At 46.1% G+C, this 15914-nt stretch carries 14 protein-coding genes; 10 read left to right on the forward strand and 4 right to left on the reverse strand.

Annotated elements, in window-relative coordinates; genetic code table 11:
* Positions 1–170: 170 nt before the first annotated feature.
* The 8 genes from AZI85_RS00325 (at position 171) to AZI85_RS00360 (ending at position 8203) form a co-directional block, all read left to right on the forward strand.
* Positions 171–608, forward strand: a complete 438-nt coding sequence (locus AZI85_RS00325; RefSeq protein ID WP_253720729.1) for a hypothetical protein — start codon at positions 171–173, stop codon at positions 606–608.
* Complete coding sequence (locus tag AZI85_RS00330) at positions 608–1393, forward strand: MlaE family ABC transporter permease (protein WP_063242221.1); 786 nt, start codon at positions 608–610, stop codon at positions 1391–1393. The genes AZI85_RS00325 and AZI85_RS00330 overlap by 1 nt, the downstream gene beginning before the upstream one ends.
* Positions 1390–2139, forward strand: coding sequence for an ABC transporter ATP-binding protein (locus AZI85_RS00335; RefSeq protein WP_063242222.1), 750 nt, complete (start codon positions 1390–1392; stop codon positions 2137–2139). Before AZI85_RS00330 ends, AZI85_RS00335 begins: the two co-directional genes overlap by 4 nt.
* The gene (locus tag AZI85_RS00340; protein WP_063242223.1) at positions 2139–2954 is read left to right on the forward strand and encodes an MlaD family protein; all 816 of its coding nucleotides are present in this window, start codon (positions 2139–2141) and stop codon (positions 2952–2954) included. Before AZI85_RS00335 ends, AZI85_RS00340 begins: the two co-directional genes overlap by 1 nt.
* A gap of 85 nt (positions 2955–3039) precedes the next feature.
* Entirely contained in the window at positions 3040–3432 is a 393-nt protein-coding gene (locus AZI85_RS00345) for a hypothetical protein (protein WP_063242224.1), read from the forward strand.
* Between the two features lie 141 nt (positions 3433–3573).
* Positions 3574–4401, forward strand: a complete 828-nt coding sequence (locus AZI85_RS00350) for a S1 family peptidase (protein WP_081110882.1) — start codon at positions 3574–3576, stop codon at positions 4399–4401.
* 3 nt (positions 4402–4404) lie between these two features.
* The gene (locus tag AZI85_RS00355; protein ID WP_253720731.1) at positions 4405–5625 is read left to right on the forward strand and encodes a hypothetical protein; all 1221 of its coding nucleotides are present in this window, start codon (positions 4405–4407) and stop codon (positions 5623–5625) included.
* 10 nt (positions 5626–5635) lie between these two features.
* Entirely contained in the window at positions 5636–8203 is a 2568-nt protein-coding gene (locus AZI85_RS00360) for a hypothetical protein (RefSeq protein WP_063242226.1), read from the forward strand.
* A 1-nt stretch (position 8204) separates the two neighbouring features.
* On the opposite strand, the gene AZI85_RS00365 is transcribed toward AZI85_RS00360, so the two are convergent.
* Positions 8205–8600 carry a DUF721 domain-containing protein gene (locus AZI85_RS00365; protein WP_063205206.1) on the reverse strand — a complete coding sequence of 132 codons (396 nt, stop codon included), beginning with the start codon at positions 8598–8600 and terminating at the stop codon, positions 8205–8207.
* 23 nt (positions 8601–8623) lie between these two features.
* On the opposite strand from AZI85_RS00365, the gene trmFO reads away from it, so the two are divergent.
* Positions 8624–9946 carry a methylenetetrahydrofolate--tRNA-(uracil(54)-C(5))-methyltransferase (FADH(2)-oxidizing) TrmFO gene (gene trmFO, locus AZI85_RS00370; RefSeq protein WP_063242227.1) on the forward strand — a complete coding sequence of 441 codons (1323 nt, stop codon included), beginning with the start codon at positions 8624–8626 and terminating at the stop codon, positions 9944–9946.
* Positions 9947–9958: 12 nt separating this feature from the next.
* Here trmFO and AZI85_RS00375 read toward each other — a convergent pair whose 3' ends face one another.
* Positions 9959–10573, reverse strand: a complete 615-nt coding sequence (locus AZI85_RS00375; protein WP_063242632.1) for a thymidine kinase — start codon at positions 10571–10573, stop codon at positions 9959–9961.
* 573 nt (positions 10574–11146) lie between these two features.
* On the opposite strand from AZI85_RS00375, the gene mltF reads away from it, so the two are divergent.
* Positions 11147–12526 carry a membrane-bound lytic murein transglycosylase MltF gene (mltF, locus tag AZI85_RS00380; protein WP_253720736.1) on the forward strand — a complete coding sequence of 460 codons (1380 nt, stop codon included), beginning with the start codon at positions 11147–11149 and terminating at the stop codon, positions 12524–12526.
* Positions 12527–12579: 53 nt separating this feature from the next.
* On the opposite strand, the gene glmS is transcribed toward mltF, so the two are convergent.
* Both glmS and glmU read right to left on the reverse strand, forming a co-directional pair.
* Positions 12580–14466 (reverse strand): glutamine--fructose-6-phosphate transaminase (isomerizing), encoded by a 1887-nt coding sequence (gene glmS / locus AZI85_RS00385; protein ID WP_063242228.1) that lies wholly within the window; start codon positions 14464–14466, stop codon positions 12580–12582.
* Between the two features lie 8 nt (positions 14467–14474).
* Positions 14475–15881, reverse strand: coding sequence for a bifunctional UDP-N-acetylglucosamine diphosphorylase/glucosamine-1-phosphate N-acetyltransferase GlmU (gene glmU, locus AZI85_RS00390; RefSeq protein WP_063242229.1), 1407 nt, complete (start codon positions 15879–15881; stop codon positions 14475–14477).
* Between the last annotated feature and the right edge of the window lie 33 nt (positions 15882–15914).

Below are 15914 nucleotides of genomic sequence, written 5' to 3' on the forward strand. Positions count from 1 at the left end.
GGGCAAAAAGTTTCATAGATTTTCTGTCAGGCCTGACAAATGGATGACAGTGGACTTAGGTCCTGTTTGCCAAGGTCAGGACTGAATATTTACCTTAAGTATTCCGATAGATAGGTGCTATGAGAAACCACGTCTTTGTCTGCATCATGTTTTTGCTTCTTGGAAGTTGTGTGTCGGTTCAATTACCCGGCGGGAAAGTCACGTCTGCAAAGGATGTCAGCTTTTCGGCTCCTTCCGCTCCCTTTAATGAAATTAAGTCTGACAGCTCTGACAAGGCTTGGATCAGCGGCAAAACCGGGAATACGATTTCTTATCTTTCTGAGTGTGGTGGCAAAAATGAACCTACGTTGCAGCAACTGGAAAGTGATTCTTTGAGCGCTCTGAACTCTTTAAAAGTTTTAAAATCTGAAGACACATCGTTCAACGGCCGCGCGGCCCGACAAACTTTAGCACAAGGGTTTGTGGATGGCGTTTCCGTACAGCTTTCTCTTTTGGTGTTTAAAAAGAATGGTTGCAACTACACGCTGACTTACGGAGGCGTGGAAAAGAATTTTCAAAACGAACTCAACACTTTTGAAAACTTCAAACAGAACTTCAAGGCTCCTTAATGAATTCAATTAACACACCTCTGACAGCCTTTATGCTTGAAATCCTCCGCTTCGTCGGTGGTGTCGGCTTATTGTCTGCAGATGTGTTTAAGCAAATCTTCAAAGGCCGATTTTATTGGAAGCTCTTGATTGAGCAAATCTATCAAATTGGTATTCGTTCAATGCCTTTAATTCTGGTGACGGCTGTCAGTATCGGCATGGTGATGTCCCTGCAGTTTGGTTTGGGCCTAGAGAAATTCGGTGGAAAGCTTTACGTTCCCAAACTTTTAGCGGTCACTATCTTGCGAGAAATCGGTCCGGTTTTTACAAGTCTTATGCTCGCCGCTCGTGTTGGTGCAGGTATCGCCAGTGAAATCGGAAGTATGGTCGTCACTCAGCAAATCGATGCGATTCGTGCGTTAGGAACATCTCCGATTAAAAAAATCGTGATTCCTCGAGTGCTTGCGTGTTTGATCGTACTTCCTATCTTGGTGTCGATTGCCAACATCGTGGGGAATGCCGGCGGTCTTTTAGTCGGCGCCACCGAACTGAATCTTGATCCTAATTTCTATCTCCTTAAGGTGATTACGACATCTAGTATGCAGGATTATCTTTCCGGTTTCGGAAAAACCTTCTTTTTTGCTTTATTTATTGCCATTCCTTCTTGCTACTTCGGGCTTAACGTCAAAGAAGGTACAAAAGAAGTGGGCATCGCGACAACGAAAGCCGTCGTCGTATCTTCAATTTTGATTTTGGTCGGTGACTTCTTTCTTTCAAAACTTTTCTGGATCGTGGAGAAACTATGAGCGAATCCAAAAAAGGCTTTATAGAAGTCGTTAACTTTCACAAGTCGTTCGGTCCTAAAAAGATTCACAGTGGTGTGAGCTTTTACGTGCGCAAAGGTGAGTGTCTAGGGCTCATTGGTGGTTCAGGTACAGGAAAGAGCGTGTTGCTGCGCAGTTTGGTGGGCCTGGAAAAGCCCGATCAAGGACAAATCCTTATTGATGGCGTCGACATTGCCCGCATGAGAGAGCGCGAACTCAACGAGATTCGCAAAAAAGTGGCATATGCGTTTCAAGGCGGAGCTCTTTTTGACTCGATGTCGGTATATGAAAATCTTGCCTATCCGCTGCGTGAACATTTTAATTTAAATGAAAAAGAGATCGCGGAAAAAATTCGCGAGCAGCTGGCGGAGTTTGGCCTAGCGGGATCTGAACACTTGTTGCCCGGCAATATTTCAGGCGGGATGCAGAAGCGCGTAGGTTTAGCTCGTGCCATGATGATGCATCCTGAAGTCGTTTTGTACGACGAACCTACAGCAGGCTTAGATCCCTATAATACAAAACGCATTCAAGAGTCTATTTTGGCTTTGAAAGCCAAAGGTGTGACTTCAATCCTCGTCACTCACGATATGCCGACCGTGTATGCCGTTTGTGACAAGGTCGCACTTTTACAGCACGGTAAAATCGGCGAACAATATACTATCGAAAAATTGAAAGAGGCTCCAGACAGCGGAGCCATGAGTCAGTTCATTAACGGAGAAAGTGCCTAATGGAATCACAAACAAGCACCCAATTGAAAGTCGGAATCTTTCTTTCTATCGGGATCATCTTTATTTTGGGATCCATCTTTCTTCTTGGTGCCGACCGCGCTCTTTTCACAAGCTACATCCGCGTGCATGCGCACTTTGATCAGGTCCAAGGTCTTTCCGAAGGCAGCGTGGTTTCTTTATCCGGTGTTCCTGTGGGTAACGTCGAGAAAATTACTTTCCTGTCAGAGAAGAACGCCCTTGATGTGCAGATGCGCATTAACGAAGAATACATCGGTCGCGTTCGTCAAGGTTCTCAAGTGGAAGTGCGCACTCAAGGTGCATTGGGTGATAAGTTCGTCTTTATTATTCCTGGCGATCCTTCAAGTCCGGTCGTTAAGGAAGGAGATGTTTTAGACATTGCCAAACCCACTGATTTGATTGGCATTATTTCCGAACGCGGTAACGAAACAAATCGAATCTTTGATACGATCAATGAGCTCTACAAGCTGACAGCCAGCCTGAATGCTGACAATCGTTTGGTGCGTATTATGGGAAACCTAGAAACGGCTAGCTCTAACATGAGCCAGATGAGCAAAGAAGCTCATCGCGTCCTCACCAATATGAATGAAGGCGGCACCGGTGATAAGCTGACTCGCTCCGTGGAAAAGCTGGACTCTATCTTGACGAAAATTGATAAAGGCCAAGGCACATTAGGAGCTTTGATCAACGATCCTAGCGTGCACAACCAATTGAAGGCGATGCTCGGTGGATCGACTCAGCAGAATCGTGTGAAGTCATTGCTTCGCACCTCTATCGAAAAAGAGACGAAGGACTAAGCTCCAGTGTTAAGAATCTAAGCTTTCAATGTGTGAAAAATTTTAAATCGTCGTTAGCATGAGGGTGAAAACAAGGAGGGCCATCATGCCACGAGGTTCAAAAGAAAAATACACGAGCAAACAGAAACGCCAAGCAGAACATATCGAAGAAAGCGCGAAAAAACGCGGCTACTCAGCAAAGCGCGCTGCCCAAATCGGCTGGGCCACGGTGAATAAAGAAACTGGCGGCGCCGGTAAAAAAGTTTCTAACACCGAGCCATCTAAACTTGGCGGTAAACGAGGCGGAAAAGCCGCTGCAAAATCAAAATCATCTTCTTCCTCTAAATCCGCATCTTCAAAATCAGCGTCTTCAAGATCCTCTTCAAAATCTTCTTCGTCAAAATCGACTCAATCCCACGCATCCCGCGTGCGTGCAGCGAAGAAGGGCTGGCAAACAAGACGCCACGGCGGCGGTGCCACTCACCACGCTTCTCACTAAATTCGACCCCGCACGAAAGCCCTTGCAGAAATGCAAGGGCTTTTTTAAGGTGCATTTTAGGTCGCCTATCAAAGTTTTAGACACCTAATAAACAACCTGTTTTCGCTGTGCCGAGCCAGTTTTTTGCATGCCTTGGTCGACATGAGAAAATGGCTCGTTCTTCCCTTTTTGTTAAGTGCCTGTCAAAGCGATGTTCAGACCTCTCCGGCTGAGATTACACAGGTGGATTCGCCGGCTATTGTCGGTGGGACGGAAGTGGCTCGTGAAGACGCCATGACCCGCAAGGCTCTGCACTTACGCTCGCTTTACAACAAACAAGTTAAAGACGATGGAAATAAAATTACGACATCATACAAAGTGCAGGAATGTACGGCCGCCGCTATTTCTCCACGAATCATTCTGACAGCGGCTCACTGTATTGTGGAAAATGCCAATGTCGTTCGTATCGAACTTCCTATTGAAGACAAGAAAGCCCTTTTCAACGTGATCAAAATCGTTCGTCACCCCGATTATCCGAAAGAAGATACGGCGGATCTAGCGATGATGCTTCTTGAAATCTCTCTCCCCGAAGACGTTACGATCATGACGTTGCCTGAGGCTAAGAAGAGTTTGGAATTAAAAAACGTAACGGCCGCGGGTTTCGGAAGAACTAATGGCAAAAAATCTCTTCCTGGAAATGCGGGCATCTTAAGAACGGCGAATCTTGAAATCACCTCTTATGATCCGAACCTTCCCACTTTCGAAGTGGATCAAACCAAAGGCAAAGGTGTCTGCCAAGGCGATTCCGGTGGTCCCGCAATGTTGACTGCAGGTGAAGACACGATGGTTGTCGGTGTTGTTTCAAAATCATTAATTCCTCAAACCGAGGATCCAGATCCGGACTGGTGCAATTACCGCGGTCAGTACATCAATGTTCAGTATCACATGGACTGGATTCAAAAAACTTTAAACGCCTTATCTTTAGAGTAAAAGATGATGAAACAAGTCAAAGCCCTTTTAATCTTATTTGGACTTTGCGGCGCTCTTAGCGCCCAGGCTTTGACGTCCACAAACGTTCTTCCTGAAGGCATCAACAGTCCTTCATTTCGTTTTGGGAAGATTGATGGCATTGATGAAAAGTATATTGAAGACGGCACTTTGATGAAACTGGGCGACTACAAATCTGTGGTCTTCGATGCTCCGACTTTGGCGAAATTCAATTCCGATGCAAAACGCCTGATTGATGCGTTGAACAGCTTTGGTGCTCATAATCTGGGAAGTGATTTTAATCTGGGAGTCTTGCGCGTTCATACAAAACCAACGGTGCAGTACTTCGCCCCTGTGTTTGCTCGTGGCTTAACGAAAAAATGGACGCTGGGTTTAGGTTTACCCGTCGTGACTTACAAAAACACCGTTTCTATATCTCAGCAGTTTTCTAATATTGAATACTACCGCGCGCAGTTTTCCGGTTTAAGTGCCGAACTTGATAGCGCCTTAAATACGAATCTTGCTGTCGCCACTCAACAAACTTTGAAACAAAAAGGTTATCGCCCGTTAACCAATCAAGATGAGACTTTTTTAGGAGACGTGCAGTTAGCCAGCGTCTATAAGTTTTATGAAGACAATAGACAAGCTATTGTCTATCAAGCACAGCTCAGCTTACCTACAGGCCCGACTTATGATCCTGACAATCTTGCCGCATTAAATATCTTCGGCCGAACGAATATCAATAATACGATCGCTTATTCGCGCAAGATGGGGAAAAGCTTCACTCTGGTACCTTATCTTTCTTATATCTACAACGTCCCTGATAAAATCACCGCGCGTGTACCTTTGGACGAGGATGACACTCTTCCTGATCAGGCTTCAAAAGAAGAGGTCGATCGCTCGTTAGGAGACACGACATCACTAGGCAGCAATTTATTCTATGAACTCAATGACAGTTGGACTTTCGGTGGCGGCTACGAATATTCCACGAAGTTCGAAGACAGTTTTTCTGGAGCTAAAAATTCTCGCTATGATCTTCTGGCTTTGAATACCGAAATGCGGGCACAAAGAGTGAAAGCGGAAGTCTCTTACAGCTCTGTGAAATCTTATTTTAAGAAGACGGCCGTACTTCCCATGATCGTGTCCTTGGAAGTTTCGGATGTGATCGCGGGAGTCAACGTAGAACGCCAATTGGTGCAAGAACTGAACTTGATGATGTTTTTCTAAAGGATTTTAAATGAAGACGAGCATTAAAATTCTAATTTCATCTGTCCTTGCCTTGAGTGCTTGTGCACCCAAACCGGAAGAGCGTCGCTTTGAAACACCTCGCAATGCTTTCGGCCCCAAATCCCAAGACGCCGATCTGAATGCGCGTCTTCGCTCGTTTAACAGAGAAACCCCTCCCCTCGTGTGGCAAGGAACGGTTTCCACCGCGGACCTTTTTGAACAAGCCGAAAACTTAATTGCTCTTGGAAATTTACGGGACGACGAAGTTCTAAAAAACAAAGGCTTGCAGTGGATTCAAAGTTTTTATGCGCAACCCGGCGCCACAACGATGGTGCCCTTGGCGCAAACTCCTTTTGCATCTTTAGCCGCGGCCCAAACTCAGGAAGAAGTCAGAAAAACTTTAAGCGAAGTGTCCGTCGATCTTGAAAGATCACGACTGATTCTTTCCGGAAATATTCTTCAATTAGGAAGATCTTATCCCTGGCCGCAACAGCCCGAGACTTTATCAAGTCTTTTACTTCACGTCGAAAGATTCACCGAAGCTCTTCTTGGTTCGATTGATACTTTAGATATGCCGGAGATGATCAAAGAGGGCGTAAAAACGGAACTGCAACTGCAAACGAAACCTTTGTTCGCCGATATTCAGCGTTTAATGCAAGACTTGCAGAACGCAAAAACTCTGACGCAGACACTGAATCTGGTTGAAAAAGTAATTAAGGATTTTGAAGTTACTGTTCCTTCAGAACTTCAAAAAAGTCTTCAACAAGGTCGCCTTATCTCGACAGGCTTAGATGCCATTCAAGACGAGCCTCAAGCGGGACTCACAGTTCTTGTTGATATCTGGCGTATTCTGACTCCAGAAGAAAAAGCCAGCTATTTTAAACCGGTGAACGAAGACCTCTATGATTTTCTAACGAATCAAGATGATAAGGAACTAGATTGTCTTCGTAAAGATGGCTGTTCTGGCGGTTTGTTCAAAGGTATCGCCAAGAAGATCTTCATCCTTCCAAAAATTAAAAAGTACGGACTGCAGCAACTTCGCCAAGAAATGAACGAAAAAACGAAAGGCTATGTTTATTCTGAAATCGAAAAGTTCGCGCAGAACTTTGTAAAAGAGCTTCCGGCAATCTTTGTAGAAAAAATCGATGCCGGTTTGGTTGAGAAAAGCAAAGAGCTGACGAATGTTCAGTCCAATTATGGCGACTACATTAAAAATCTTTTTGCAAAGTGGTCCGAAAAAGTTTTGCCAGAGACAAAAGGCCACGTTGCGGGTTTTGAGGCTTCGCAGGTAAAAATCCAACTTTCCAACAAGGCGGCCTTCTCGGTGCAGCCTCAAGGTTCGATTAGCGAGATTCAGGCAGATAATATTGGCCCTTCTTTAGCGGCAAACAGTCTTCTTCTTGAGTACTCACAACCAGAGACAGCTCTCAGTTTTCAAGCGGCTTTATCGCAGGTAAATAAGCTCGTGAGCATCGGTGGTTATCGCGATGTGAACGGAAACCTGATCCCCGCATTGCTTTCTCCCGTGGAAGCGGTCAAAGCGCCTTTAGACATTATGAATCTTAATGAGTCTGAGCACTCTTACCGCATCCCCGACAAGATCCAATTGCAAGATGGATTTCACGCCAACGAAGAGATAGCTTACGAGAAAAACTTTTCAGCAGAAGCCTTCGCCTCACAGATTCACGGCTTAAGCCGCATGATGCGCGTGATGGCCGATTGGAAAGAAACGAACTTTGACAAAGCACTAGGGAATATTAAAGCGCAGGAATTAACATCGGAAATTCAAGCCGAAGCTTTAAACAGATCTTTATTCCCCAAAGATATGCTTTTCACTTTGAATCTTGGCGATGTGGCCGTATTGCTTCAAGATATCACGAAGAAGTCCACGCCGGTTTTTCTACTCACACTGGATAAGAAACTTTTGTGGGCAGATCAATACACGACGACAACTGAAACTGCCGTCATGGGCGGCATTGTCGACATCAAGGCCGGAAGAAAATCAAACGCCGTGAAGACACGGGACATGGCGAAGTTTATTTTAGCCATCGCTGAATTCTTAGAGGCCACTGAAGGCGTTGAGAATACAAAATCTTCGATCCTTTTAGAAAAAGATGCCGAAGGACTGAATGCTCTAGAAACCTTGGTGGAAGGTCGACGCGATCTTAAACTTTTAACCGTCGCTTTAGCTAACTTTCTTTCAAATCAGCTGATGAATGAAAAGTCTTTGCTTCCGTCTTACTATTATCTCAATAAGTTGCAACCATCGAATAATCCTGAAGTGAACGCTGAAGAACAAGCGTTAAGCCTGCGTGCTCTTCTTAAAGCGGCTGAAGTGACTGAGCTTGAAACCTACAAGTGGTCGGCTTTGGAAATTTATTACGGTATGAACAAGCATCTTTATAACGACAAAGAAGGCTTCTATGTTCACGGCGATGGAACAAAATTGGATTTCCCGCAGAAGGTGAACGTAATCCTAGCGTTAGAAACAGTTCGTCCGCATCTGAACAAAGAAAGTCGTCAGCAATTGGATAAAATCCAACTGCCGTGGATTCGCTCTTTACAGTCTTTGAAGTGATTTAGTCGTTGTCGTCTTCGGGAGCGATCTTTTGAATCATCTCTCGGAAACCCTGTTGATCCGCCGAAGGAACTTCACGACGGTCCAGAGTGAACTTGATATATTTTACAAAATTCTTCTCAAATTTTTGGTTGATGGTGTCACGAATGTGATTCCCCATAAAACTCATCTGCTGCATCCAGGTTGAGTTTCGCACCCAAACATACAAAACACCGCGCTGAAAACCTACAGGCTCGGCATTTTTCGCAATGGTGGGCCCCACGACTTCTTCCCATTTCGCCCACAATTTCCAACGCATAAATTGCTCTGACAATGGCGACTTGCCATTTTCAAAAAGACTCTGTAGTACTTCCGAGCCGATAGAAAATTTACGCTTGGGTTTGTTTGTGTAATCCATCTCAGAAAAGGTCTACCACAAAGATGACAAATTTCACTCAAAATCAAAAAATTACAGTGGTTGGTGCAGGGCTCGCAGGCTCAGAATGCGCATTACAATTGGCTGACATGGGATATCAAGTCGTTCTTTACGAAATGCGCGATAAAACCATGACGCCTGCTCATAAAACTCATAAATTCGCAGAACTTGTTTGTTCGAATTCTTTTGGTAGCTTGGGTGAGCACTCCGCTCCGGGACAACTAAAGTGGGAAGCGCAAAAAATGAATTCCCACATCTTAGATGCCGCATTTAAGGCGCAAGTGCCAGCCGGTCAGGCTTTAGGGATGGACCGCGAGGTCTTTTCTGAAATCGTCACCGAGAAAATTAAAAATCATCCGCGCATTGAAGTCCGCAATGATGTCGTGACGTCGCTAAGTTCGTTGCCTCGTCCAACGGTGATTGCTACAGGCCCGTTGACTCATGATGAACTCGCCGAAGACATGCGCAAACACTTTGGTGATGAATTCCTTTATTTCTTCGACGCCATTGCGCCGATCATCGATGCCGACACCATCAACACGGAAATCGCATGGAAAGCAGATCGTTACGACAAGGGTACGGGCGATTACTACAACTGTCCGATGAACAAAGAAGAATACAATCGCTTCATCGAAGAAATTAAAAACGCACGTAAAATCGAACCAAAACATTTCGAGACGACAAACTTCTTTGAAGGCTGCATGCCAATTGAAGTGATGGTTGACCGTGGTCCTCAAACTTTGCGTTTCGGCCCCATGAAACCGATCGGCTTGGATGATCCTCGCACAGGTCGTTACCCTTGGGCCGTCGTCCAATTAAGACAAGACAACAAAGAAGGCACGGCTTACAACATGGTGGGCTTTCAAACTCGCATGGCGTACGGAGAACAAGTGCGCGTCTTCCGCATGATTCCGGGATTAGAAAATGCAGAGTTCTTGAAGCTTGGGAGCATTCACAGAAATCTCTTCATCAACTCACCCAAAAGACTGAATCAGGATTTGTCTTCCAAGAATGATCCTTGGTTGTTCTTTGCCGGGCAAATCACGGGTGTCGAAGGATACTTCGAATCAACATGCACGGGACTGATGGTTGCGCATTTCTTGAATCAAAAACTTCAAGATCGCCCTTTCACTCCACCACCAAGAGCCAGCGCGTTTGGTTCTTTGTTAGAAGCGATCACGGATCCTACAAGAGCAGAGCACTTCCAACCTACGAACATCAACTTCGCCCTTCTTCCCCCTTTGGCAGAAAAAGAGCGCGACAAAGAACTTCGCAAGAAAAAGCAAATCACTTTAGCTCGAGAAGCTTTGCAAAGCTGGAATCCCTAAGGGCCAAAGCCTTTAGGAGATTTCCATTTCACGTTTTAATTTCCAATCTAATGTCGGCTGATCCACTTCAGGCTTGAAGTGGTCACGGCAACGAGCTTCATAAGAATCATGAGCCCCAACAAGAACCTGATTGTCTCCACCGGAAGTTCTTTGCGTACGGCTAGCTTGAGCTCCACAAACCACGCACACCGCGTGTTGCTTCGTCACACTTTCAGCAATCGCCATCAAAGTCGGCATCGGCTCAAAAGGCTTCCCCTGCCAATCCGTATCCAACCCCGCGATAATCACACGAAGTCCACGATCCGCAAGATCCTGCGCCACTTGCACCAAATTAGCAGAAAAGAACTGCCCCTCATCAATACCGATGACTTTCGTCCCCGGCTTCAAATGATTCCAAATCTCTTCCGCATCATGAATCGGCAAAGAATCCATGGTCGTCATATTATGAGAAGTCACAGCCATCTCATTATAACGTTTATCAATAATAGGCTTAAAAACCTGAATCTGCAGCCGAGCAAACTCCGCCCGACGCAATCGACGAATCAATTCTTCAGTCTTCCCACTGAACATCGACCCAACAACGATTTCAATCCACCCTCTGCTTTGAACATAAGAAAACTCAGACACTTGACCCCTCACTGTCTTCAGCCAAAGACGATCCAAGAATCCCCACCCCGAGTCACCAACTAACGCAAACCGTCCCCACCAAAAAAAATCCCAAGAAAGCATGTCTATATATAGAGAAGACCCAAGAAACAAAACTGCCCACGATTTAAGCTCAACGGTTATAGCAAACCTTCATCATGCAATCTGCTCTTAGACTGAGTTGAATTGGAAAAATCCCTGAAACCTGGTTTCGATTCCGTGGATTGGCGAAGCCTTTGGGCTGGCGGATGACGAAGGGACCTCCGGCCCCGCAGGATGCGGTACCCTGGCCGGCAGAGGGCTGGATGCCCGTGTCCCGTAGTCATTCGACAGCCCAAAGGCTCCGACAAGCCGCGGAATCGAAGGACCCGCGTTACAATCGCGAGCTTCTCCCCCATTCGTAACACAACCCAGTAACTCAAGACCGAGACTGAAGTTTTTTCTAATTCACCCCGGAGTTCTTCCAAAAACCGTCAGTTTTTCACAATTTTAAGGGTCCAACACACCCTTAGAGCTTGCGGCTGCGCCGCGTCGTCAGATACTCAAGGCGAACACATGGGTATGTTTTTAAGATTTCGACAGAAATTAACCAAGGTCGCTCTTGTCAGCGCTTTGGGTTTTACGACGATCGCGATGAATGGCTGCGACGCCATTTATTGGGACGAGCAAGAAACCTTATCCCGTGTTCAAGCCAAAGGCGAAGTTGTTGTCCTTACCACGCAAAGTCCTCTTATATATAGTAAGCCGAAAAAGGGCGTTGCGTTTGGAATCGATCACGATCTTTTAGAAAACTTCGCTCACCGCTATAACCTGAAGATCCGTTACATTGTTCTTCCTGATGAAGACTCGGTGGTAAGAGCCCTGATGAAGGGTGAAGGCGATATCGCCGCGGCTCGTTTGAGGACTCCTCGTAATAATATGGGCTTTTTAAAAAGCCCCGCCTATGAAGAGACTTTTTTAAGTCTTTACTGCCATAAGAAATCCCAAGTTCAAAATATCCAGGATCTTAACGGCAAACGCATCCAGCTTCTTAATAAAGATAACTACTTCGGTCTTTCGCAACGCCTGCTTCAGCTTTCCCCGTCCGTCCAACTTGAAATCTTAGAAAATACAAAAACTCAGGATTTGTTCACGGCTCTGCCACAGCGTAAAACCGATTGCGTGATCGCAGAAAACTTCAGCGGAGATTTCTATACGCGCTATCACACTTCCGTAGAAAAAGTGACTGCACTCACAGAGTCTTATTCTTTAAGCTGGCTTTTGACTCCGGATAATTATGACCTCGTCCAGTTGATGAATGCTTGGTATCAGCAGGCGTCTCGGGACGATGAAATCATGCGCACTTTGGATCGTTACAAAACTTATCTCGCCCAGCTGGATAAACGCGACATTGCTCAGTTCTTTAAAAAGATCCGTTCGACACTTCCTCTTTACCGCCAGGCTTTCAAAGATGCTGGTGAAGAGCACGGTCTTCCGTGGCAATTGATTGCTTCGGTGGCGTATCAAGAATCGCATTGGAATCCTGATGCTCGCAGCTTTACCGGTGTGCGCGGTCTTATGCAATTAACGACAGAGACGGCAGATCACGTGGGTATCGAAGATCGCACAGATCCAATGCAAAGTATTTGGGGCGGATCGAAGTATCTTCGTTACTTATGGAATCGCACTCCGAAAGACTTAAATCCGAAAGACCGTCTGGCTTTGACTTTGGCGGCTTACAACGTCGGTGTCGCTCACTTGAAAGATGCGCAGAAGCTCGCTGAAAAAATGGGTCGCAATCCTAATTCATGGAGACACTTGCGCGAGGTTCTTCCTCTTCTGGCTAACCCCGATTACGCAGCGGAACTAGAATACGGCCCCGCACGCGGTTATGAAACGGTGGATTTCGTCGAGCGTGTGAAATCTTTCTATAACTTGATGAACTCTGGCGTTTAATTTGTTTGAAATTTTAGGAATTAAAAAGCCCTCTTTTCAGAGGGCTTTTTAGTTTATTCAACTGTCACGGATTTTGCGAGGTTGCGTGGTTGATCCACGTCGTAACCTAAGTTGCATGCTAAATGGTAAGACATTAGCTGTAATGGAATGACAGTCAAAATAGACTCGACAGTCCAGTGAGCTTTCGGAATTGCCAAATAGTATTCACTGATAGCGCGAAGCTTTTCGTTTTCGCCAGTTCCGATAGAAATCACTTTACCGCCACGGGCACGAGCTTCTTCCAGATTGCTGATGGTTTTTTCGTAAAGGTGATCTGTCGGAGCCACCATCACAATCGCCATACGCTCGTCGATCAATGCCAAAGGACCGTGCTTCATTTCGCCGGCCGCATAACCTTCCGCGTGCATGTAAGCGAGTTCTTTTAATTTCAAAGCACCTTCCATTGCGATCGGGAAGCTGGTACCACGACCCATGTACAAGAAACCACGGAACAACTTCAAACCTGAAGCCGCTTCTTCGAAGTACTTGTCATAAGCCAAAACACCTTCCATTTGACTTGGAACCGCTAGTAAAGACTTCACAAGTTCTTTTTCTGTCGCCTCATTCATCGCACCGCGAGCGCGAGCCAATGAAATGGCAAAGCAGTTAAGGACCGCCATCGTGCTGGTGAAAGCTTTTGTCGAAGCCACGCCGATCTCCGGACCCGAGTTCATGTACAAGTGACCGTGAGCTTCACGATCAATTGTTGAATTGCGCACGTTACAGATACTCAAAGTTGTCGCACCCAATTCTTTAGCCATGCGGATTGCTGCCAAAGTATCAGCCGTCTCTCCACTTTGCGAAATCGTCATTACCAAGCTGCGCGGAGGAATCACCGGGTTGCGATAGCGGAATTCACTTGCGATATCACATTCAACCGGAACCTTCGCCAATTGTTCGATCAGGTATTTACCCACCATGCCGGCATAGTTACTTGTCCCGCAGGCGATGATGAAAACGCGGTCGATGTTTTTAAAGACCTCTTGAGTTTTCGCCCAGTCTGCTTTCGTGTCCAACTCTTCCAGCTTTTGAACAGGTTGTCCGCCAAAGCCGACATTCTTAAGAGCGACAGAGAAGTTCTCTGGATTCACATGCGGCTCAATTGCTGCTGCGACCGCGCGAGGTTGCTCATAGATTTCTTTAAGCATGTAGTGAGCATAACCTTGCTTTTCAACCATCTCTGGATTCCAGTTCAGCTCAACCACTTTCTTTTGAATCGGAAAGCCGTTGGCAGAGAAGAACTGAACATCCGCCCCTTTGATCGACACGATTTCACGGTCGTCCAAGTAAACGAATTTTTTTGTGTACTGAATCAAAGCTTGAACGTCGCTGGCCACGAACATTTCTTTTTCGCCGATACCCACAACAAGCGGTGGACCGTCTTTGAAAGCCACTAGACGATCTGGATCTTGCTCCCACATCACAAGGATAGAGAACGCGCCGCGGATTTTTTGCAAAACGCCTTCAACGGCTTTGAAAAGATCTTTCGTCAGTTCGACTTCGTTCGCGATCAAATGCGCGACAAGTTCAGAGTCTGTGTCTGAAGTGATCTCCGCCCCTTGAGCCAAAAGCTCTTCGCGAATTTCAAGATAGTTTTCGATAATGCCATTGTGAACAAGATTGATGCCGCGAACTTGGTGAGGATGGGCATTTCTTTCAGAAGGTTTACCGTGAGTCGCCCAACGAGTGTGACCGATGCCGATACGACCATCGAACTTTTCTGACGTCAGTTTTTCTTCCAAGTTTTTAAGTTTACCTTGGGCACGCACGCGTTTTGTTTTGCCACCATCAAGAATAGCTACACCCGCACTGTCGTATCCACGGTATTCTAATTTTTTAAGACCGCTGATAATCACATCTTTGGGATTTTGAGGGCCTAAATAGCCAACGATACCACACATAACTTCACCTATTTGCTTTCAGTCTCGGCCACTTCTTGTTCGGTGGCTTTGACAGCGTAGTTTTCTTTAACGAATTGTTTGCCACGAGCGACAGCCAAAGCTTTCGCTGGGACATTTTTAGTAATCGTCGATCCAGAACCGATGATGGCGTCGTCGCCAACTTCGATAGGAGCCACGAACTGAGTGTCACTGCCTACGAAGACGCGGTTCCCGATCTTCGTTTTATATTTCTTTCTGTCAGCTGCGTAATTACAAGTTATAGTTCCGCAACCTACGTTCACTTCTTCTCCGATCTCGGCATCGCCAAGATACGTCAAGTGACCGGCTTTCGATTTTTTACCGAACTTCACTTTCTTCATTTCCACGAAGTTTCCAACATGAGCTTCTTCGAAGATTTCTGTCTCTGGGCGAAGGCGCGCGTAAGGGCCCACAGAAACTTTATTGTGAAGTTTCGTTTGTTCTAAATAGCTGCCGCCGCGCACTTGCACGCTATCGCCGATTTCTGAATCAGATATAAAACTATTCGATTCGATCACGGTGAAAGAGCCGACTTTGGAGCGACCACGAATAAAGACATTCGGGTAAAGCACTGTGCCAGCGCCGATCTCCACACTTTCTTCCACATAGACAGTGCGAGGGTCGATCATCAACACGCCTTCTTCCATCAAGCGCATAGCTTTGCGTTTGAATAAAAGACGAGTGGCTTTAGCTAACTCGACTTGGTTGTTCACACCGACAGCGACTTTTGGAGTCGACTGAATGGCTTGCACACGCAGCTTGTCCGAGATGCACAAAGAAATAAGATCGGTGATGTAGAATTCTTTTTTTGAATTGTTGTTTGAAATCTTCGGAAGGTATTCGGCAAGGACCGAGCCCTTCACCACGTAGATACCTGTATTGATTTCTTTGATTTTCAAAGTTTCAACCGAAGCATCTTTCGCTTCAACGATCGCGGCAAGTTCACCACGATGACGCACGATACGGCCGAACTCGCCCGGCGTTTTAATGACAGCAGTCACCACGGCCAAATCACATTTTTCATCACGGAAGTGACGAACGAAGTCTTTGATATCCGAAGCTTCAATCAACGGATGATCACCGTTCATGATAACAACGTCACCTTCGATGGTTTCTGGTTTGGCGCAACGAACGGCGTGTGCCGTCCCCAATTGCTCGTCTTGGACGTAACAAGCAACACCCATAGGTTCGACGACCTGGCGGACGAGATTTTGTCCGTGACCCACGATCACACGAACTTCAGCGGCACCGGCACCTTTGGAAGCTTGAATGACTTTTTCAATCATCGGGCGGCCCGCCACGGGATGAAGAACTTTTGGAAGTGGCGATTTCATACGTGTGCCCTTACCGGCAGCAAGAGCGATCACAGTTAACTTCTCAGATGAATTGACTGACATTTAGAAACATCCTTTTAAAAGCTTTTCTTCTCT

Origin of the sequence: Bdellovibrio bacteriovorus (genome assembly GCF_001592755.1) — a bacterium.
GTDB classification, from domain to species: Bacteria; Bdellovibrionota; Bdellovibrionia; order Bdellovibrionales; family Bdellovibrionaceae; genus Bdellovibrio; species Bdellovibrio bacteriovorus_E.